This is a genomic window from Mucilaginibacter sp. P4_D1 (assembly GCF_056401935.1).
Genome location: NZ_JBFUIJ010000003.1, coordinates 107,819 through 126,634, shown reverse-complemented (window position 1 = coordinate 126,634; position 18,816 = coordinate 107,819). Strand labels below are relative to the sequence as shown.

Annotated in this window: 18 protein-coding genes; 11 read left to right on the top strand and 7 right to left on the bottom strand. The window is 41.7% G+C overall.

The genetic code is table 11. The features are described 5' to 3' along the window. Positions 1–64 precede the first annotated feature (64 nt). From AC1DV1_RS04375 to AC1DV1_RS04365, 3 genes are all read right to left on the bottom strand, one after another. Positions 65–439, bottom strand: a complete 375-nt coding sequence (locus AC1DV1_RS04375; RefSeq protein ID WP_477355817.1) for a hypothetical protein — start codon at positions 437–439, stop codon at positions 65–67. 73 nt (positions 440–512) lie between these two features. Further along, positions 513–1,019, bottom strand: a complete 507-nt coding sequence (locus tag AC1DV1_RS04370; protein WP_477355814.1) for a GbsR/MarR family transcriptional regulator — start codon at positions 1,017–1,019, stop codon at positions 513–515. Positions 1,020–1,219: 200 nt separating this feature from the next. Then, positions 1,220–2,194: a hypothetical protein gene (locus AC1DV1_RS04365; RefSeq protein ID WP_477355811.1), complete on the bottom strand. Its 975-nt coding sequence runs from the start codon at positions 2,192–2,194 to the stop codon at positions 1,220–1,222. 382 nt (positions 2,195–2,576) lie between these two features. Here AC1DV1_RS04365 and AC1DV1_RS04360 point away from each other — a divergent pair, with 382 nt between their 5' ends. The 10 genes from AC1DV1_RS04360 (at position 2,577) to AC1DV1_RS04315 (ending at position 15,366) form a co-directional block, all read left to right on the top strand. Beyond that, entirely contained in the window at positions 2,577–5,696 is a 3,120-nt protein-coding gene (locus AC1DV1_RS04360) for a tetratricopeptide repeat protein (protein ID WP_477355808.1), read from the top strand. A 36-nt stretch (positions 5,697–5,732) separates the two neighbouring features. Continuing rightward, positions 5,733–7,610, top strand: a complete 1,878-nt coding sequence (locus tag AC1DV1_RS04355; protein WP_477355805.1) for a TonB-dependent receptor — start codon at positions 5,733–5,735, stop codon at positions 7,608–7,610. A 178-nt stretch (positions 7,611–7,788) separates the two neighbouring features. Further along, positions 7,789–8,913 (top strand): HU domain-containing protein, encoded by a 1,125-nt coding sequence (locus AC1DV1_RS04350; RefSeq protein ID WP_477355802.1) that lies wholly within the window; start codon positions 7,789–7,791, stop codon positions 8,911–8,913. After that, positions 8,910–9,620 (top strand): MotA/TolQ/ExbB proton channel family protein, encoded by a 711-nt coding sequence (locus AC1DV1_RS04345; RefSeq protein ID WP_147052889.1) that lies wholly within the window; start codon positions 8,910–8,912, stop codon positions 9,618–9,620. Before AC1DV1_RS04350 ends, AC1DV1_RS04345 begins: the two co-directional genes overlap by 4 nt. Continuing rightward, a complete protein-coding gene (locus AC1DV1_RS04340) occupies positions 9,617–10,018 on the top strand; it encodes an ExbD/TolR family protein (RefSeq protein WP_477355799.1) in 402 nt (133 codons plus the stop codon). Before AC1DV1_RS04345 ends, AC1DV1_RS04340 begins: the two co-directional genes overlap by 4 nt. A 178-nt stretch (positions 10,019–10,196) precedes the next feature. After that, positions 10,197–11,015 carry an energy transducer TonB gene (locus tag AC1DV1_RS04335; protein ID WP_477355796.1) on the top strand — a complete coding sequence of 273 codons (819 nt, stop codon included), beginning with the start codon at positions 10,197–10,199 and terminating at the stop codon, positions 11,013–11,015. A 130-nt stretch (positions 11,016–11,145) separates the two neighbouring features. Continuing rightward, the gene (locus AC1DV1_RS04330) at positions 11,146–12,555 is read left to right on the top strand and encodes a bifunctional folylpolyglutamate synthase/dihydrofolate synthase (protein ID WP_477355793.1); all 1,410 of its coding nucleotides are present in this window, start codon (positions 11,146–11,148) and stop codon (positions 12,553–12,555) included. Between the two features lie 165 nt (positions 12,556–12,720). Beyond that, positions 12,721–13,707, top strand: a complete 987-nt coding sequence (gene mgrA, locus AC1DV1_RS04325; protein ID WP_477355790.1) for an L-glyceraldehyde 3-phosphate reductase — start codon at positions 12,721–12,723, stop codon at positions 13,705–13,707. A gap of 113 nt (positions 13,708–13,820) precedes the next feature. Further along, entirely contained in the window at positions 13,821–14,792 is a 972-nt protein-coding gene (locus AC1DV1_RS04320; RefSeq protein WP_477355787.1) for a Gfo/Idh/MocA family protein, read from the top strand. 70 nt (positions 14,793–14,862) lie between these two features. After that, entirely contained in the window at positions 14,863–15,366 is a 504-nt protein-coding gene (locus tag AC1DV1_RS04315) for a hypothetical protein (RefSeq protein WP_477355784.1), read from the top strand. 28 nt (positions 15,367–15,394) lie between these two features. Here AC1DV1_RS04315 and AC1DV1_RS04310 read toward each other — a convergent pair whose 3' ends face one another. Continuing rightward, positions 15,395–15,571 (bottom strand): DUF6496 domain-containing protein, encoded by a 177-nt coding sequence (locus AC1DV1_RS04310; RefSeq protein WP_477355781.1) that lies wholly within the window; start codon positions 15,569–15,571, stop codon positions 15,395–15,397. 151 nt (positions 15,572–15,722) lie between these two features. On the opposite strand from AC1DV1_RS04310, the gene AC1DV1_RS04305 reads away from it, so the two are divergent. After that, on the top strand, positions 15,723–16,082 hold the full coding sequence (locus AC1DV1_RS04305; protein ID WP_477355778.1) for a VOC family protein: 360 nt from the start codon (positions 15,723–15,725) through the stop codon (positions 16,080–16,082). A gap of 4 nt (positions 16,083–16,086) precedes the next feature. On the opposite strand, the gene AC1DV1_RS04300 is transcribed toward AC1DV1_RS04305, so the two are convergent. The 3 genes from AC1DV1_RS04300 to trmB form a co-directional block, all read right to left on the bottom strand. Then, the gene (locus AC1DV1_RS04300; RefSeq protein ID WP_477355775.1) at positions 16,087–17,604 is read right to left on the bottom strand and encodes a TlpA family protein disulfide reductase; all 1,518 of its coding nucleotides are present in this window, start codon (positions 17,602–17,604) and stop codon (positions 16,087–16,089) included. Positions 17,605–17,660: 56 nt separating this feature from the next. Beyond that, positions 17,661–17,993: an MGMT family protein gene (locus tag AC1DV1_RS04295; RefSeq protein ID WP_477355772.1), complete on the bottom strand. Its 333-nt coding sequence runs from the start codon at positions 17,991–17,993 to the stop codon at positions 17,661–17,663. A gap of 118 nt (positions 17,994–18,111) precedes the next feature. Further along, positions 18,112–18,762, bottom strand: a complete 651-nt coding sequence (gene trmB / locus AC1DV1_RS04290) for a tRNA (guanosine(46)-N7)-methyltransferase TrmB (RefSeq protein WP_477355769.1) — start codon at positions 18,760–18,762, stop codon at positions 18,112–18,114. Positions 18,763–18,816: the final 54 nt, after the last annotated feature.

Here is an 18,816-nt window from a genome sequence, read left to right as displayed (position 1 = left end):
TAATCGCGAGGCACCTGCTATCCGATCTTTTCAACACTCCTTTTCAGCCCCTGGTTGATAACGATTATTCAATATTTACATTAAATGCCTTATCCCTTTTAGCCCGGTTTCGTAGTTTAAAAAACACAACCAGGTTTAAAAAGTGCATACCGCCTAAAATCAAAATTATCCATCCCAACTTATAACTCAATACTTCTACTACAACTTGTATACTGGCAATGGTCCCCGTTTCTTTTAGAGCAAGGCTCGTGTAACCAATATTAATAAGGTAAAAGCCCACAACAAGCAGTTTATTTACAGAATCGGCTAATTCATTGTTGCAATGAAAAATATCTACCAAAAAAATACGGCCATTTTTGAATAGTACTTTGGCAACCCAAACAGTTAAGGCGATGCTTACCAGTAGGTAAACAAGGTAAGTTAAAATAAAGTAGTTCATGTTTTCGTGATTGTTTATGTATAATTATTATAGAATTTTCAAGAAATATTGAAATTAAAATTCAAAAAAAATGTTACTTGAACATTTTAAATATCGAACCAAAAAACCAGTTTTCTTCTGCTTTTAGCATAGTGTCTAAAGTTGTATTTACGTTTTTTGCCAGCTTATTAATATCATTTACCGACGTCTTAAAAGTTTTATAAGCAGGGTCATTTTCGTCACCTGTAACTTCAGTTAACTGGGCAAGAATCTTCAGTACCGGATCAAGCTCGCGTTTTTTGCGTTCTTCGGCTACGCGGCGGGCAATTACCCAGGTATCTTTCTCGGCATAAAAAAACTCTTTCCGCTCGCCGGTTTTATGTTGCTTTTCAACCAAACCCCAATCAATTAAATCTCGCAGGGTCATATTGGCATTGCCACGCGATATGCTCAATTCGGCCATCACCTCCTCGGTAGTTAAAGCCTCTGGCGATACCATAAGTAACGCATGCACCTGCGCCATTGTGCGGTTTATCCCCCACTCCGATCCCAGCTTGCCCCAGGCCTCAATAAACTTCAGTTTCCCTTCTGCCAATTCCATCCACAAATATAGATAAGTTTTTAAACTTTCAAAAATAAATGAAACAAAAACAGTATCAAGTAGTAAGTATCAAGTAGTAAGACTTTTATTTCCAGCTATGTAGTTTTCAAGTTCACTATATCAAATGATCAACCTTGAATACGGGCTGTTATTATATCCTATCAAAAAATCTTGATACTTACTACTTGATACTATTTCTACTACTTGATGCTTAAAAACTCTTTATCAATCTTCTTATTCCACTCCTCCTGTACGCTCTCATTCATCCCGTGATTGGTTTCATCATCGTATTGTTTTTCCAGATCATTCATTTCTCTAAATGAATCCAGGTATTGCATGTTAATGGGGCCGTCATAATTATCAACCGTGAGCTTTTCTTTTAACAAATGTTGTTTAAAATGCTCCATCACCAGTTTTACAATATCAAAATGCCTTTGTTCATGATTTAAATTATAAGGAGTACGCGCACCATTTTTTACCCAGCAGGCGCTTTTTGGCAAATAAGGTTTAAGGCTTATATGAACACAAACTATTCCTTTAACTACCTCAGCCTGTTCCCCGTAGGATATACTTGGGAAAACCTCGGCCTCATATTTACTGGCAGGCGGCTTTTGCTGAAAATCATCCCATTTTAAAGGCCGTTTAGCCGAGTAGTAAATGGTGTCGCCTTCAGGCTTTTCGGTATAGTCGCTAAAAATCAGTTTTACGCCTTTGGCCAATTTTATATTGCTATCGGCCTGCTTATTTATCCAGGTGTTAAAATAAGCCAGACCTGTCTGCATCGAATTACTTAATAAGCCACCTATATCCATTTGCTGGCCTGTACTCCTGGTATAGCCTGTACCACCGCGGTAATCAACTAAGTGCATATCTTCACCCTCTTTTTTCAGCCAAAAAGATAATATAATGGATGATTTACCTTCAACCCTACCATAGGTTTGTAATGTTTCATCCACCCTAATCTTCTTAATGTGAATAATTATAGGCCGCAATGTTTTATTGACAGGTACGTTTTTCTCAAAATATTGCTTAACCGCCATTGGCACGCCGCCTTGCAGATCCAGCGACACCCTGGGTGTAGTTGCCTGTGTTGCGGGTAACAACCAAGCTACCGGGCTTGTGTCATCGCGTTCATCAACAACGCCCACTACGTAAAACTCCTTTACCGGCAACAAAATTTTCGGTTCGGTTAAAACAATTGGCCCGTTTGTTTTTTGTGCATTACAAATCAACGGAAAAAACAAAATGAATAGCAGCTTAAGCTTCTTACCAGCAAAAAAATATATCCTGGCTGATATGAAAATCTGGCAACACATGAAAATAAACATATTATCAAACACGCTTAAAGTTTTAAAAAATTGCAGTGGGTTACACTAATTGGTTATTTTTGGCAAGGCCCGGTAGTGCGGATCAGTCAACAATTTTAAAGTTTTCCACACACATATCATCTTTAGTATTACCTTCGTTTTATAAACGTGTTTTCCACATTTGTTAACTACTTGTGTTAATTAGCCCTTTTCGTTTCGCTATTTTAGCACCATCGTTAGTATGCGCTTTATGATCAAAAAAAGATACATCCCCCTGCTAATCCCTGTTTTTATTGCTTCAGCCGCTTTTGCACAGCAAAACCCATCTACCCAGGTTTACAAAACTTACCATGCTGCCGTCGACCTCATGGGCCGGGGGCAATATGCTTCGGCTGCCGAGCAATTTCGACTATTGGAAGCAACCCGGCTTAAAACTACTACCCAGCCCAAGTTTGAATCAGACCTGTCGCTGGTAAAAGAAAACAGCCAATATTACGAAGCCTTTTGCGCCCTCAACCTTAATAATGATGATGCCGAAAGCATGTTTCAGCGTTTCATTAAGGAGCATCCCGAAAACCCGCTTACCAAGCTGGCCTATTTCCAGATAGGTAAATCATATTTTAAACAGGGAAAGTACGAAAAATCAATTGAATGGTTTGATAAAGTACAAGCCGGCGAACTTAACGGGCACGATAACACCGAGTACAAATTCCGTAAAGGTTATGCCTATTTTTCATTGGGCAACTACAAAGACGCACAATTGCTTTTTGCCGAAGTAAAAACCAAGAAAACCGAATTTACCGAAGATGCTACTTATTACTTTGCATACATAGCTTACCTCAATAAAGATTATCACCTGGCATTGGTGAACTTTGAGCGGTTAAAAAAATCAAAGAAGTATGAAAACAGCTACCCTTATTATATCTCGGCAGTTTACTTTTTAGATAAACGCTATGATGATGTAATAAACTACGCGGTACCCATTGTTAACAGCACCCACCAGCAAAACGAGACCGAAATGCTGCGCATAATTGCCGCATCGTACTTTGCCAAAGCCAATTTTGATAATGCGGTAAAGTACTATGGCCGTTTCCAGGACCGGGACCAGGGGCGTACACAAAACACGCAGGACAGTTACCAGATAGGTTATACCTTTTACAAGGTGGGTAATTACGCCCAGGCCGCCAGCGAGCTTGAAAAGCTGGTGGAGCAAAAAGATGTATATAGCCAAAATGGTAACTATACACTTGGTGATGTGTTCCTGAAGATGAACAATAAGCAAAGCGCCCGCAATGCTTTCCTTAATGCATCCAAACTTACTTATGATAAGCAATTACAGGAAGATGCCTTGTATGAGTACGCCAAGCTATCATACGAGCTGGACTTTAACACTGAGGCCCTTGCAGCTACCCGTTTATACCTTAAAAACTACCCTCGCTCACGCCGTAATGATGAGATGAAGGTTTTATTGGGCGAAGAACTGTTAAACTCCCGCAATTACAAAGAGGCGGTAGATATACTGGAGCCTATCCCCAACAAATCAGAAAGCGCTCAGATAGCTTATCAAAAAGTTACCTATTACCGCGGGCTGGAATTTTATAACGAGCGCGCCTTTGAAAACGCCATTGGTATTTTTCTTCGGTCGCTAAAAAATCCTATCGACCCAAAAACAGCAGCCCTTACCACTTATTGGATGGCCGAAGCGATGTACGAGGTACGTAAATACACCGAGTCGGTTGAAACCTTTGAGCAGTTTTTGGACATGCCCGAAGCCAGGGAAACCGAAGTAGCCAACTATGCCAACTACGCCGTGGGTTACGCCGCCTTTTATGGCGAACAGTATAAAAAGGCAGCTAATTACTTTGAAAAGTTTTTAGCTGGTGATGTTAAAGACGAAAGCACGCAAAACGATGCAGTAACCCGTATTGGGGATAGCTTTTTTGTATTAAAAAGCTATGGCAAAGCGCTTGATTACTACAACCGTATTATTGCCAGGCAAAGCCAGGGCGAAGACTACGCTTTGTTTCAGCGTGGGATGATCCAGGGATTGCAGGGATCGTTGGATACCAAGATAAGCACATTGAATGATGTGCTGAACAAATTCCCGAATTCTGATTACGCCGATGACGCATCATTTGAAATAGCTTACACCTATTTCCTGAAAACAGACGGCGAAAAAGCCAAGACAGGTTTACAGGCGATGATTCAGAAATATCCGCGCAGCAGCTACATTCCGCGTGCGCTGGTTACCATCGGGTTAATTGATTACAATGCAGGTAACGATGATGTGGCCGTTGAATCGTTCAAAAAAGTGATTCAGGATTACTCATCAACCGATGAAGCCAAGCAGGCCCTTAAGCAGATAGAAAAAATTTATACCGATAAAGGTGATGCCCAAACATTTATTACTTACGCGGCAACTACCCCGATAGGTAATTACACGGCTGCCGATCAGGAAAGCATTATGATAACCGCTGCCAACAACCTTTATTTAAAAAATGACTGGCAGGGTGCCCTGGGTGCCGTAAACGCTTACTTTGATAAGTTTCCGGGCAAACAGATTTACGAAAAACAGGCAAGATTTATAAGAGCACAAAGCTTAACCAACCTGAACAGGACACAGGAAGCTGTTGTAGATTACAACCTGATATTAAACGACTGGACAAGCGCTTACAGCGAAAAATCATTAATAGCGATGGCTAAACTCTACATCAGCCAGCAAAAATATAACGAAGCGGTAGTGTTCCTAAAACGCCTTGAAACCAATTCAGAATATAAGGCCGATTATACCTTTGCCATTAACAACCTGTTGCTTTGCTATGCCGAAATGAAAATGCCGGATGATGCCCTTAACTATGTAAAACTGGTTAGGGAAAACGACAAAACCGCACAGGAAGATAAATTCCGCACAGGTTTATATGCAGGTAAGGCTTATTTGCAAAGGGGCGATACAACCACCGCAATTAAGGAATTAAACTACACCATAACCAATACCAAAACAGTTGCCGCAGCCGAAGCAAAATACAATGTGGCACTGGTTGAATATTTAAAAGGCCGGTACAAAACATCGCAAAAAATGTGTTTTGACCTGGCTAAAGAAATGCCAAATTACGATTACTGGGTAGCCAAAACATATATTTTATTGGCCGACAACTACAAGGCCCTGAAAGACAATTTCCAGGCTAAAGCAACCCTGCAAAGTATTATTGATAATTATAAAGCCGATGATGATATACTGCCAACGGCCAAACAAAAACTGGATGTGTTAAACGGTGGCAAATCAAGCAAAATTGCTGCGCCTGTAGTGCCCGATACCGGCGACAATAAAGCAGCTCCTACAGATACTACCAAAACTCCAGCTCAAAATTAACAGGATAACGAAGAGTAATATAAAAGAAGACAAGCAATGAAATTAAGATACACCTATACGCTGCTTACCTTAATAATAGCATTATACTTTGTTCCTGCACAAGCGCAAACAAAGAAACCTGCAAAAAAGGCAACAGTAAAAACCACCAAAGCCAAAACGCCGGCTAAGGCGCCTGCAAAAAAAGCCACAACAAAAACCACTGTTAAAAAAACCGATGCCGGTGCAAAAAAACTGGGCGATGTAGTTAGCAAAGCCTACCAGGATACTACAAAAAAAGGCGGTGCCAACGGTAACAACCCGACAAACGGGGGCAGTTTATCAGAAGAGATTGTGGTAACCACTGCTTACAAACCAGTATTAGCTGATGCGGTAAAAATTCGGCGCAACCCCGATCTGGAAGATAAAGTGCCTTTTAAAGCGCCTTTAGCCTATACCCCGCTGGATAAAAAACTTGACCAGGATTCGGAAATTAAACGCCTCGACGCTCAAAAACGGCCTGCCGAGCAGGACTCGGTATTGCTTAACAACTATGTTAAAGCGGGTGTAGGTAGCATGAAAACCTTGTTTGGCGAAGCATATTTTGGCAATGGCCGCGACCAGGCTTTACAGGTTGGCGGTTTCCTGAAACACTTTTCGCAATCGGGCTCATGGGATAAGCAAACCGAAAGTAAAGATGAGGTTGGCGTGTTCATCAAAAGCATCAATTCAGAGAATACCATCAGCGGCCGCATCAATTATAAACGCCGTGGTGTTTATTTTTACGGTCACCCGGATTCAATCCCCCTAACCTTTACCCCGCAAAAACAATATTTTAATGATATCAGCGGCGAAGTTGAACTGGCCAAAAACTTTAAAGATGTTGAAAACGACTTTACCTACTCGGTAAAACTAAATGGATATTCATTCGGCAATGCCTATAAGGCACGCGAAAGCAATATTGTACTTTCGGGCTTTGTAAACCAAACCATTAAACAGTTTTATACCGGCCTGGGCGCTTCGGTTGACCTGGCCAACCCTAAAGACAGTGCCTATAACTTAAATAACAGCATCCTGCGGTTAAACCCTTATATCAAATTCCAGGGCACCAACTATAAAATTGATGCGGGCGTAAACATCGCTAAAGAATTTGGTGATTATGACCGCTTTTTTGTTTTCCCGGCTGCAAAGCTAGAATACCAGGTAATACCCAAATATGTACGCCTGTTTGTTGAGGCCAAAGGTGATGTAAACAGGGCATCAATACGCGATTTTGCCAATGTAAACCCATACATCAATCAAAATATAAAGCTTCAAAACTCCGTTGATCAGCTGGATATCAGCGCAGGCCTAAAAGGCACACTGGCACCGGGACTTAGCTTTAAAGCAGCTGTATTCCGCAACAGCGTAAAAGATATGGCCTTATTTGTAAGCACTCAAACTACCCAAGGTTATAAATTTGATGTTATATATGATAAAGGCCGGTCGCGTGTAAGCGGTTTTAATGGCGAGCTTGACTTTAAAGCAACCGAAAATGTAAACATTTTTGGCCGCGTTGAGTTTAAGGATTATAAAATGGCAACAGAAGCGCAAGCCTGGAATCTGCCTAAGTTTTTGTTAACAGCGGGTACCGCTATACATATTAACAATAAAGTAAGCATAACCGGTTCATTATTGATACGAGGAACTGCCTATGACAGGCCATTTGGAATTGTGCCAGGTCCGTTAGGGACGCCGTCGCCAAATACAAGCCTGTTAACCAAAAACCGCGAAATTGCTTCATTTGCTGATTTGAATGGTGGTGTTGAATACCGCGTTACACCGGTTATTACGGTATTTGCGCAAGCAAATAACATTTTAAACTCAGGTTATCAAAACTGGGTATACTATCCTAACTACGGATTTAATATCTTTGGCGGCGTTGGTTTCTCGTTTTAAGAGTCGATGCCATTAAGTTAAGTGAAAAATTTTAATATTAATTTCGCGCAAAGACGCCAGGACGCTAAGAAGAAAAAGCAAATCATTTTGCGCCTTTGCGATCTTTGCGAGAAAAACCTTTTAACTTAATTACGTTGTTTTAAAAATATTGAATTACAATAAAACCGTATTTTAACAAATGGATATAGCCAATTACTTAAGTGAACTACTGGGCCAGCACGGCGAAATAAGTGTGCCGGGCCTTGGCTATTTTGTACATGTACGTGTGGGGGCCTGGTACAGCGATGCCGAGCGTAAATTCTATCCACCCGGTTATAAAATCCAGTTTGATCCGCAAACCCTTGATGGTGATGATACTTTAACAAAATACATCGCAGAAAAGAAAAAAATCTCGCTGGCATCATCTAAATACTTTACTGATAAATACATCAGCGCCCTAAAACAAGAGGCCGCTTTGCAGGAAGTGCCGTTTGCCGATCTGGGTTGGTTTTTTATGGATAAAGGTAAAATCGCTTTTAAATCAAAGGTAAGCAATACCGATAGCGCCTCTTTTTTTGGGTACGCGCCTGTCAGCATAAAAAAGTTAAACCAGCCTGCCGCGCCAGAAGTAACTGCTCAAACAGCCGCTCCTGCGCCAGAGCCGGTTGATACGCCAGTGCAGGCAACAGCTGCAATACCATCACCAGAGCCTTTGCCGCTGCCCCCACCAGTAAGGAATATCGAGTTTACAGAAACTGTTAATCAACCTGAAGAATATGTGGATGATGAACCAGAGGCAAGGCGCGGTATAAGCCTATGGGCTATTATATTAATAGTGGTAATCATTTTGGCCAGCGCCGCATTAACTGTTTACAAATTTAAACCACAGTGGCTGCATCTGAACAAGGGCCAGGAAACGCAGGTATCCCCTGAAACAAAAGCGGTACCTGTTGTAAAAAGCGATACTGACTCTGTAAAAAAAGCAGCACAACCTGCTGATACTATCAAAAAGACAATTTTAAAGCCCGATTCGGCGTTAAATAAAGTGGCAGCACCAGTTAATGATACCCTTGCTCGTGTACGATATGAGCTTTTAGCCGGTGCCTTCAAGAAAAAAACTGATGCTCAAAAGACTATTATTCAATATAAAAAATTAGGATTTACTGCCCACATACTTGAAAATGTGCCGGGTAGACTTTTTAAATTAAGTTTAGGTACTTATTTTGTACGAGAAGAAGCTGTTGAAGCCAAACAAAAAATTGTTTCTACCGGAAAAATAAGCGACGATAAAATAACAATACAACCATACAACCCTAAGAAATGACATTATTATTAATACAGGCAGTAACAGATACAGCAAAGCACTTAGTAGATACCGCTAACCATGCAGCCACTCAATTAGCACCCGCAGAAGATTTACGTTTTGGCGACCTGCTGATAAAAGGGGGCTGGGTGATGATACCTATTGGCATACTGGCCGTACTGGGGCTTGTTATATTTTTTGAGCGCTATTTTACCATCCGCAAGGCATCCCGCAATGAGTCGAACCTGATGATACAGGTGCGGTCAAGCATCCATTCGGGCAACCTGGAATCGGCTATCGCTATTTGCCGTAACAGCAATACGCCTTTGGGCCGTATGCTTCAAAAAGGCTTATTGCGTATTGGCCGCCCTATAAAAGATATTGAAGGCGCTATTGAAAACATTGGTAAGCTGGAGGTATCCAAACTGGAAAAAAATATCGGTATTTTGGGTATCGTAGCCGGTATAGCACCGATGTTTGGTTTCCTGGGTACTATTGCCGGGGTAATCAAAATTTTTTACGATATTTCTAAAACAGATAACATCAGTATGGGCGTTATATCTGGCGGTTTATATGTAAAAATGGTAACATCCGCCGCCGGCTTATTTGTGGGTATTGTGGCCTACGTGTGCTACCATATTTTAAATATGATGGTTGATAAGGTGATCCTGAAACTGGAAACTGATGCCATTGAATTTATTGACCTGTTAGAGGAGCCAAGCAAATGAATTTAAGAAAAAGGCATAAAAGTGCATCAGCCGAGGTACATACATCGGCTATGAACGATATCATGTTCTTCCTGCTTTTGTTTTTCCTCATCGCTTCTACGGTTACCAACCCAAACGTGGTTAAGCTGGTATTGCCAAAATCATCAAGCGGGCAGTCTATCTCCAAAAAAACAATCAACGTAGCTATTACTAAAGATCTGGTATACACCGTTGATAAAAAGGTAGTACCGGTAGATAAACTCATGGACGAACTATCAACTTACAAAGCGATGGCTAAAGAGTTAACCATTGTTTTATCTGTAGATAAAACCGTAGCCATACAGGATGTGGTACAGGTATTGGATATAGCACAAAAATTAAACATAAAACTGGTTTTAGCAACGGAACCAAAGGGATAGTATCAAGTAGTAAGTATCAAGTAGTAAGATAGCTTCACCTGGTATTTAAAGACATGACATTGAAACGGTGAAAGATTTAAAGAGACGAAGCGTGATTAAAAAGTCTTGATACTTGATACTTACTACTTGATACTCTTAAACAAGTCTTGATACTTGATACTTACTACTTGATACTAAAATGGAATACAGGGAAGAGCAAAATAACTATCCAAAGGCGTTTTTAGCAACAGGCATTATCATGACCCTGCTGATAGCGGCATGTTATTTTATCGTGTTTCAAAACCCACCAAAACAAGAGGAAGGCACCGGCGGTATACTGGTGAATTATGGCACCACTGATGAAGGTATGGGTAATGATTATATGAGCACCGAAGAACCTTCGGTTGCCGAGAAGGCCAACCATACCAAGCCCGACAAGGTTACCCCTGCCCCGCCGTCGGAAGACAAGCCAACACCGCAGGCCAGCGAAAAAACTGTTGTTACCCAAAATACCGAAGATGCCCCCGAAGTGGCCGCACCAACAAAAAAACCAACAACTGCGGTTGCTACGCCACAACCTACTAAAGCGGTTGCAAAACCTGTTGTAAACCAAAACGCCCTTTATAAAGGCAAAGCCACAACCGGCACCGGCCAGGGCGATGGTAACGGCAATAAACCCGGCAACCAGGGCAAACCGGAAGGCAGTACCTTAACCAATAATTATAACGGAACAGGGTCTGGCAACGGCGGCAACCTTAACATGGACCAGCGTAATTTTGTAAGCAGACCTACCGTAAGCGGCGACAACAGGCAAACGGGCAAAATTGTTGTCGACCTGCGCGTTGATAAAGACGGGAACGTCATTTATGTTCACGGTGGCGCCCGCGGTACTACAATATCCGACCAGGCACTGATTGAAAAATGCGAAAACGCTGTCAGAAACTCAAAGCTCAATCCCCTCGATTCGGCACCCGACACCCAGCCCGGCACTGTCGTTTTTGTGTTTAAGGTAAATTGATCTTTTAGTTCATGGATCATGGTTGATGGTTCATAGCCACATTTACCCTCAAATTTTACAATATCGGACATTTAATTTAGCGGTTCAACACTACATTTGTGCCATAGTTAGTAGTTCAACCTTCATCACCATGAACTATGAACCATTACCCATGAACTACCAGGAAACCATCCAATACCTATACACCCAACTCCCTATGTTTACGCGCGATGGGGCTTCGGCTTACAAAGCTAACCTGGATAACACCATCGAGCTCTGTAAACGCCTTGATAACCCCCAGCATAAATTTAAAAGCGTGCATGTTGGCGGTACTAATGGCAAAGGTTCTACATCACATATGCTGGCGGCTGTATTGCAAACGGCAGGTTACAAAACGGGTTTATACACGTCTCCCCATCTTAAAGATTTCAGGGAACGCATCCGCATAAACGGGCAAATGATCAGTGAGCAAACGGTGATTGATTTTGTTGAAGATCACCTTAAAGATTTTGATGAGATTCGTCCCTCATTTTTTGAAATGACTGTTGGCCTTGCTTTTGATGTTTTCGCAAATGAGAAGGTAGACATAGCCATCATTGAAGTTGGCCTGGGTGGGCGGTTGGATTCTACTAATATCATCAACCCGCTGCTTTCCATTATCACCAACATCGGCTGGGACCACATGAATATCCTTGGTGATACTTTACAACTCATAGCCGGCGAAAAAGCGGGCATTATTAAACCCGGCGTCCCGGTTATTATTGGCGAAAACCAGCCGGAAACGGCGCAGGTATTTGTTGAAAAGGCGACAAAAGAACATACCACCCTTTTATTTGCATCAGACACGTGGGAAATTCTAAATTCAAAAGTCAAAAGTCAAAAAGAAGGTTTGCTTGAATTAATAGCGACCAGGCAACCACTCACCGCTCACTGGGGAATTCAAAAGTCAAAAGTCAAAAGTCAAAAAGAAAACCTGCTCGATTTAACGTTCACAAAAAACTCACAACTCACAACTCACAACTCACAACTCATCCAGCTCGATCTCACAGGCTCATATCAGCTCAAAAATGTAAAAACTGTATTAACGGCTATTGATGAGCTGCGTATTCAAGGTTTCAATATTAGTGATGATGACATCCGCACAGCCTTATCGCAGGTAAAAACCCTCACGGGTTTACATGGCCGCTGGGAAACATTAACAGAAAAACCCCTAACCATTTGTGATACCGGCCACAACCCCGATGGTATACAGGAGGTTTTAAAAAACATTACATCAGTTAATTACAAACACCTTCATTTTGTAATTGGCATGGTGAATGATAAGGATATCACCAAGGTTTTAAGTATGCTCCCTAAAGACGCTACCTATTATTTTTGCAAACCAGATATACCGAGAGGGTTGGAGGCTGAAAGTTTAAGGCTGAAGGCTGAAAGCATCGGTTTGCAGGGAACAACATACGCTTCGGTTAAACATGCCTTACAGGCAGCTCAAAACGCAGCTGGTGCCGACGACCTGGTTTTTGTGGGAGGCAGTACTTTCGTGGTGGCGGAGGTTGTCTGAATCAGAATTTGCAGAATTTTACGATTAGCAGAATTATAAGAGCCTATTCTGCTTATATTCTGACAATTCTTAAATCCTGTAAATTCAAATTCAGACAAAATATTCTGATTAAAATTCTATTTTTACTTCCGATACAATCCATCTCAATCCATACCTTTTATAAATATGACATACCTACCATCTGCAAACAGATATCAGAAAATGCAATACCGTCGTTGTGGCAACAGCGGCATTAAATTACCGGCCATTTCGCTGGGTTTGTGGCACAATTTCGGGCACGTTGATGTTACCGAAAACTACCGCAAAATTTTACACCTTGCTTTTGATAGCGGCATTACCCATTTTGATTTGGCCAACAACTATGGCCCGCCTCCGGGTTCGGCCGAAGAAAATTTTGGCCGCATTTTGAAAGAAGATTTCCGCGGCTATCGCGATGAGATGATCATCAGCAGCAAAGCCGGCTACACCATGTGGGATGGCCCTTATGGCGATTGGGGTTCAAAAAAATATTTGGTTGCCAGCCTTGACCAAAGCCTTAAACGTATGGACCTGGATTATGTAGATATATTTTACCACCACCGCCCGGATCCAGAAACACCGTTGGAAGAAACCATGGCGGCGCTTGATCTCATTGTTCGCCAGGGAAAAGCTTTATATGCAGGTATTTCCAACTATCCTGCCGATGTTGCCGCAAAAGCCATTAAAATATTAAAAGAGCTGGGTACGCCGTGCCTTATCCACCAGCCCAAATACTCCATGTTTGAGCGTTGGGTTGAAGGTGGCCTAATGGATGTACTGGGCAACGAAGGTGTGGGCTGTATCCCGTTTTCGCCGCTGGCGCAGGGTATGTTAACCAACAAATATTTACACGGCATCCCCGAAGATTCACGTGCTGCAAAATCAACCGGCTTTTTACAGGCTTCGCAATTAACTGAAGAACGCCTGAGCCAAATAAAAAGGCTTAACGATCTTGCACTGCAACGTGGGCAAACACTGGCACAAATGGCATTGGCATGGTTGCTGAAAGATAACCGCGTTACATCGGTACTAATTGGCGCAAGCCGCGCCGAACAACTGGCCGACTCATTAAAGGCGTTGGACAATATTGTTTTTTCGGCCGATGAACTGGCGCAGATTGAGGTGATATTGTAAGCCCCCTAACCCCCTGAAGGGGGAACAATAGTTAGATTATCAATTAATTAAAAAATACAAGTTTCTTAAAAGTCTCCCCTTTAGGGGAGATTTAGAGGGGCAAAGGGGGCTATATGATCAACTGGGGTATAATTGGTTGCGGTGATGTAACCGAACTTAAAAGCGGACCCGCTTTTAAAAAAGTGGCCGACAGCGATTTATTAGCCGTTATGCGGCGTGATGCAGCAAAGGCAGCCGACTATGCAAGCCGTCACCTGGTGGGCAAATGGTACAGCGATGCTGATAAAATGATGGCCGAAGCCGGTGTCAATGCTATTTATATTGCTACCCCGCCGTCGTCACACCTGGAGTATGCTTTATCTGCCCTGGAAAAAGGTTTTAATGTATATGTGGAGAAACCTGTTACCCGCAATGCCGATGAGGCCAGGGCCATGGCTGCGGCCGTAAAACAAAGCAATGTAAAACTCACTGTAGCGCATTACCGCAGGGCAGTGCCCATGTTTTTAATGGTGAAGGATTTGCTGGACAAACAAAAAATTGGCGAAGTGCGCACGGTGCAAATCAGGATGTGGCAAAGCCGTAAGCCAAAACTGATTGCCGAAAGCGAAACCAACTGGCGGGTATTGCCCGAATTTTCGGGCGGCGGTTATTTTCATGACCTGGCCCCGCACCAGCTGGACCTAATGCTATATTATTTTGGCGAACCTGAAAAATACCATGGCTTCTCGCTCAACCAATCTGCTTCAACACCGGCCGATGATCACGTTTGCGGCGAAATCCTGTTTAAAAACAAAGTGGTTGTTAATGGCTCCTGGTGTTTTAACGTAGCCGAAAGTTTGACGACCGATACCTGCGAAATCATCGGCACAAAAGGGAAAATAACTTTCCCGTTTTTTGGCAATTATGTGAATTGGAAAACAGATACCGAAGATGAAACTGTAACGTTTAAACATCCGCAACACATCCAGCAGCCAATGATTGAAAAAATTGTGGCTTACTTTAAAAACGAAGGCCCCAACCCCTGCTCAATTGACGAGGCTATTGTTTTAATGGACATTATGGATTCATTTACTAAAACTAAATGAGCAATAAATCCTTTATAAGGAAGTTTGAGCAAAAGTACCCTGCTCAATTTATTTAACACTGCTTTAAAATATGAAACAAATTCTGTCGCTAATTATAGTTATTACAGCTTTTACACTTACAGCAACTGCACAAAAATATGATGTGCCTATGCACTACGAACTACAAACCGATGCCGACTTTGATATGTACGAGCAACAGGTAATAAACACTGCCGACTGGCTGCAACAAACCGGCTGGAAAGATAAACGTGAAAAAAGGCAGGCAGCCCGTTTATTTATTTTAGCCTGGGTGCAAGGTAGTCACAGCGTGTCCTTGTCAATCAACAAAACCATAAATGATCTTAGCGATCTTAATCCCGAGCTGTTGTTTACCTACACTTCCCAATATGCCAAATTTGCGTTGCAGCATAAAACAGATTTTGACAAGAACACAGCCAACCTGGTGGCACTAAGGGCAGTATTATCCAAATACAGCATGGAAGAATCGCGCAAAAAGGATGAGGACGTTGAAAAACTGATAGAGATTAATAAAGAAGGCAACCTGGCCAGCTGGATAGCCACCGATTTTAAGTAGCTATTTAAAACAATTATAACAAGAAAGCTCAGCTTTTCTTTTCAGGCACCTTTGCGCCTTCTTTACGGGCTTCTGATAAACCAATAGCTACAGCCTGTTTCTTGCTGGTCACTTTTTTACCGCTGCCGCTTTTAAGTTTCCCCTCTTTCATTTCATGCATGGTTTTCTCAACTTTTTCACCTGCTTTTTCTGAATACTTTGCCATAATATTTACGTTTAGATAGATATTTTAACCAAAGCAAAATAAAGGCCAATTTTTGACGCGCAATTTGCTGTTTACAATTTTTAGCCGACTTTTGATTGTTATTAAAATTGTCGCGCTATGTTGAATAAATATCTTGTTTTCTAAATATCCGATGATCAACTTTAAACGTGCCGACCATTTCCAGATTGTTGTACCACCCGAACGCCTGGAAGAGGCAAGGATTTTTTATAACGATGTAATAGGTCTTGAGCCAATTGAACGGCCTAAGTTCCGATCGAAAGGCTATTGGTTTAACATCGCCAATATTCAGCTGCATTTAAGTACAGAGGAAGCCATGCCCCGCACATCGAGGCATAACGCGTTTGAAATAAGTGACATTGTCGCGGCACGCCGGCATTTGCAAAACCATGGGGTGGAGTTTATGGAAGAACCGGTGATTCCGGGCCGGGAACGTTTTTCATTTATCGACCCTTTTGGTAACAGGATAGAGTTATTGGAAATGTTGCAGTAACATATTACTGCGCCAGCGCATCTTCCAGTTGCTTAATTAAAACATCACGTTTCATTGGATAGCCGGCTTTTGATTGCTCATACGTGCCATCTTTTTTGATGACTACATAAGTTGGATATGCCCTACCTCCTACCTTAGTCATAATATCCTGCGAGAGGGAACTGTTAGCCAAAATGTGTGTTCCTTTCAAATCAAAGTATGCAATAAGGCTTTTCCATTCCTTTTCAAGCTTTGTATCAGAATTTGCTATATACACATAGCTTAGGCCCCTATCTTTAAAATGTTCTTTAATGGCAGCACTGTTTTTGCCAATCTCTTTCCTGCAGGGGCCGCACCATGTTCCCCACATATCCAACAATATGGTTTTGCCTTTATTAAGTGCCAGTACTTCATCAAATGTATTCAGCTTAGTTCCGTTATCCGTAACAAAAATCATTTCGGCTGTTAAACTTTGTTGCAGCCTTTTTACCATTGCATCAACCGAAGGGCCAAACCATTCTATGTACCTGCTATCGGGATATTGCTGTTTAAAGCGGTTAAAAATAGCAGCCACATTTTTAGGGTCGCTTTCATTCATTGCTTCATCAAACAGCACTCCATATAAGTATTCGGCTGCTTTGCCGCTGAACTGCTTATTAATTATTTTTTCTTTTAGCAGGTTTTGCTGATCCTCGTTAAACAACTTCTTTCCCGATGTAGTATCTGTATTATACCACTCCTTATAAAACGTCATCGGATTTTTATTGCTTTCGTTCCAAAGCCTCTCTTTTTCACGCATTAAAAATGTCCTGATCAAATAAGAATAAGTTTTGGAATTTATAGCATCACTATTGTTTAACTCAACCTGCTTAAACAAGCTATCACTTATCACTTTCCATTTTGAAAAATTACGATCATAAGCCTCACGAATCCTAAATTTATTTTCCTCTTTAAACTCGTAATATGCACTTATGGCGTAATATGCCAGGTTAGAGTTTGTGGCTTTTATAAAGGTGGCGGTAGGCTTATACTTTTCATAATATGCTGCAACGGCAGTTTGATAATTTTTTTCCTGTTGTTTGATAACGGCTATAATTCGGTTTGGGATTGTATCGCCATAAAAGCTTTGCATATCTGTGCTTAACATACCACCTAACAACGGCTGATTATTATTTGCTCCCTTACCTGTTACTACAAATTCGTTTCCTTTTTTGGCAAAATCGGCTTTAAACAAAATGTCATCACCTGGCGATACGAAAAAAGTAAACTTCAAAAAGTTACGGCTAACGGTATCCTTGTTGCAATAAAGTGTAATGAACTGGGGTTCAGACAAATCGAAGGTATAAGTCGCGGTGTATTCTTTACTTAAAGTGACCTCATCGCCCCCTTTTTTCAGGTAATCAAAAGTAAAGCCGTTGTGGTTTGCGATATAACAACTATGGCTGGTGGAATTAGCAACTGCGATATGCAAAACCGCATTTTGGGCAACTGAAGTTTTAAAGAATAACTGTGTTATTGCAAATGCGATAAGGAGTTTGTTCATAAGGCCGGATTTTAAATATTGACAACAATGTATATAACTTCAATATTCAAATAAAATTATAATGCCAGTTCAATATTGGGGTCCCAATACACCGTTTTAAAATCCTGCACCTGGTCGTCAGTTACTTTTACGCCTTCGCTTTCCAGCATCTCCTGCATGGTATTACCCCCGAAATGAAACTTGGCGGTAAGCAATCCCTGCCTGTTTACAACCCGGTGCGCCGGTACGGGCGGATTGGCCCTGCCTGCCGCCTGCATAGCATACCCAACCATGCGCGATGATCCCTTGGTACCCAAATAAGATGCTATAGCACCGTATGACGTTACCCTTCCTCTGGGTATCAGCCGGGCCACCTGGTATACTTTGTCAAAAAAATTAATATCGTCCATTTTAAAAGCTTAGAGCCGAATGCTTAAGGCTAAAAGCTTTAAGTCGCCTGGTGTTTTACTGCCACATTTTGAATTTCAAAGCTTTACGCCTTCCGCTTTAAGCTTTTAGCCTTCTGTGTTATTCAAACGAAAACTTAAGATAATTAATGTTCTTGTTATCCTTCAAATATTTTTTTTCGTAATAGGTTTTTATCGACAACACATCATCGGCATATGGCGAATGATAAAGATCCTCGGTACGGATGTGTAGTTTTAATTTCAGCTCTTCAATCTTCTCGGCTGTGTAGCCATGCAGACCATCGTTATCGGTTTTAAGGTTAACGCAGCCCGATGGTTTTAGTATCCTGATATATTTATCTAAAAAGCGTGGAGAGGTTAAGCGTTTTTTTTCGCGGCTTAGTTGCGGCTGCGGGTCGGGAAAGGTAATCCAGATTTCGTCTACTTCGCCATCGGCAAAATAATCCAGCAGATTTTCGATCTGAATGCGTAAGAAAGCAACATTGGGTACGCCATCTTCAATAGCCGTTTTTGCGCCACGCCAAATGCGGTTGCCTTTATAATCAATACCAATAAAATTTTTATCAGGAAAAAGCTGGGCCAGGTTTACTGTGTATTCACCTTTGCCGCAGGCCAACTCTAAAACTACCGGGTTGTCATTATTAAAAAAACCTTTGCTCCACTCCCCTTTAAAAGGTTTGCCTGCATCCAATTGTAATACATTGCTAAAGGTATCAATCTCTGCAAATCGCTTTAACTTATCTTTTCCCACTTTATAAAATAAAGTGCAAAAATAACTTTTTCTGTTAATTGAGCGGGGTGGCGT

Bases quoted from the DNA above. Each gene is read 5' to 3' on its own strand.
- AC1DV1_RS04375 (WP_477355817.1), bottom strand. From the start codon at position 439: ATGAACTACTTTATTTTAACTTACCTTGTTTACCTACTGGTAAGCATC.
- AC1DV1_RS04370 (WP_477355814.1), bottom strand. From the start codon at position 1,019: ATGGAATTGGCAGAAGGGAAACTGAAGTTTATTGAGGCCTGGGGCAAG.
- AC1DV1_RS04360 (WP_477355808.1), top strand. From the start codon at position 2,577: ATGATCAAAAAAAGATACATCCCCCTGCTAATCCCTGTTTTTATTGCT.
- AC1DV1_RS04355 (WP_477355805.1), top strand. From the start codon at position 5,733: ATGAAATTAAGATACACCTATACGCTGCTTACCTTAATAATAGCATTA.
- AC1DV1_RS04350 (WP_477355802.1), top strand. From the start codon at position 7,789: ATGGATATAGCCAATTACTTAAGTGAACTACTGGGCCAGCACGGCGAA.
- AC1DV1_RS04345 (WP_147052889.1), top strand. From the start codon at position 8,910: ATGACATTATTATTAATACAGGCAGTAACAGATACAGCAAAGCACTTA.
- AC1DV1_RS04340 (WP_477355799.1), top strand. From the start codon at position 9,617: ATGAATTTAAGAAAAAGGCATAAAAGTGCATCAGCCGAGGTACATACA.
- AC1DV1_RS04335 (WP_477355796.1), top strand. From the start codon at position 10,197: ATGGAATACAGGGAAGAGCAAAATAACTATCCAAAGGCGTTTTTAGCA.
- AC1DV1_RS04330 (WP_477355793.1), top strand. From the start codon at position 11,146: ATGAACTATGAACCATTACCCATGAACTACCAGGAAACCATCCAATAC.
- mgrA (WP_477355790.1), top strand. From the start codon at position 12,721: ATGACATACCTACCATCTGCAAACAGATATCAGAAAATGCAATACCGT.
- AC1DV1_RS04320 (WP_477355787.1), top strand. From the start codon at position 13,821: ATGATCAACTGGGGTATAATTGGTTGCGGTGATGTAACCGAACTTAAA.
- AC1DV1_RS04315 (WP_477355784.1), top strand. From the start codon at position 14,863: ATGAAACAAATTCTGTCGCTAATTATAGTTATTACAGCTTTTACACTT.
- AC1DV1_RS04310 (WP_477355781.1), bottom strand. From the start codon at position 15,571: ATGGCAAAGTATTCAGAAAAAGCAGGTGAAAAAGTTGAGAAAACCATG.
- AC1DV1_RS04305 (WP_477355778.1), top strand. From the start codon at position 15,723: ATGATCAACTTTAAACGTGCCGACCATTTCCAGATTGTTGTACCACCC.
- AC1DV1_RS04300 (WP_477355775.1), bottom strand. From the start codon at position 17,604: ATGAACAAACTCCTTATCGCATTTGCAATAACACAGTTATTCTTTAAA.
- AC1DV1_RS04295 (WP_477355772.1), bottom strand. From the start codon at position 17,993: ATGGACGATATTAATTTTTTTGACAAAGTATACCAGGTGGCCCGGCTG.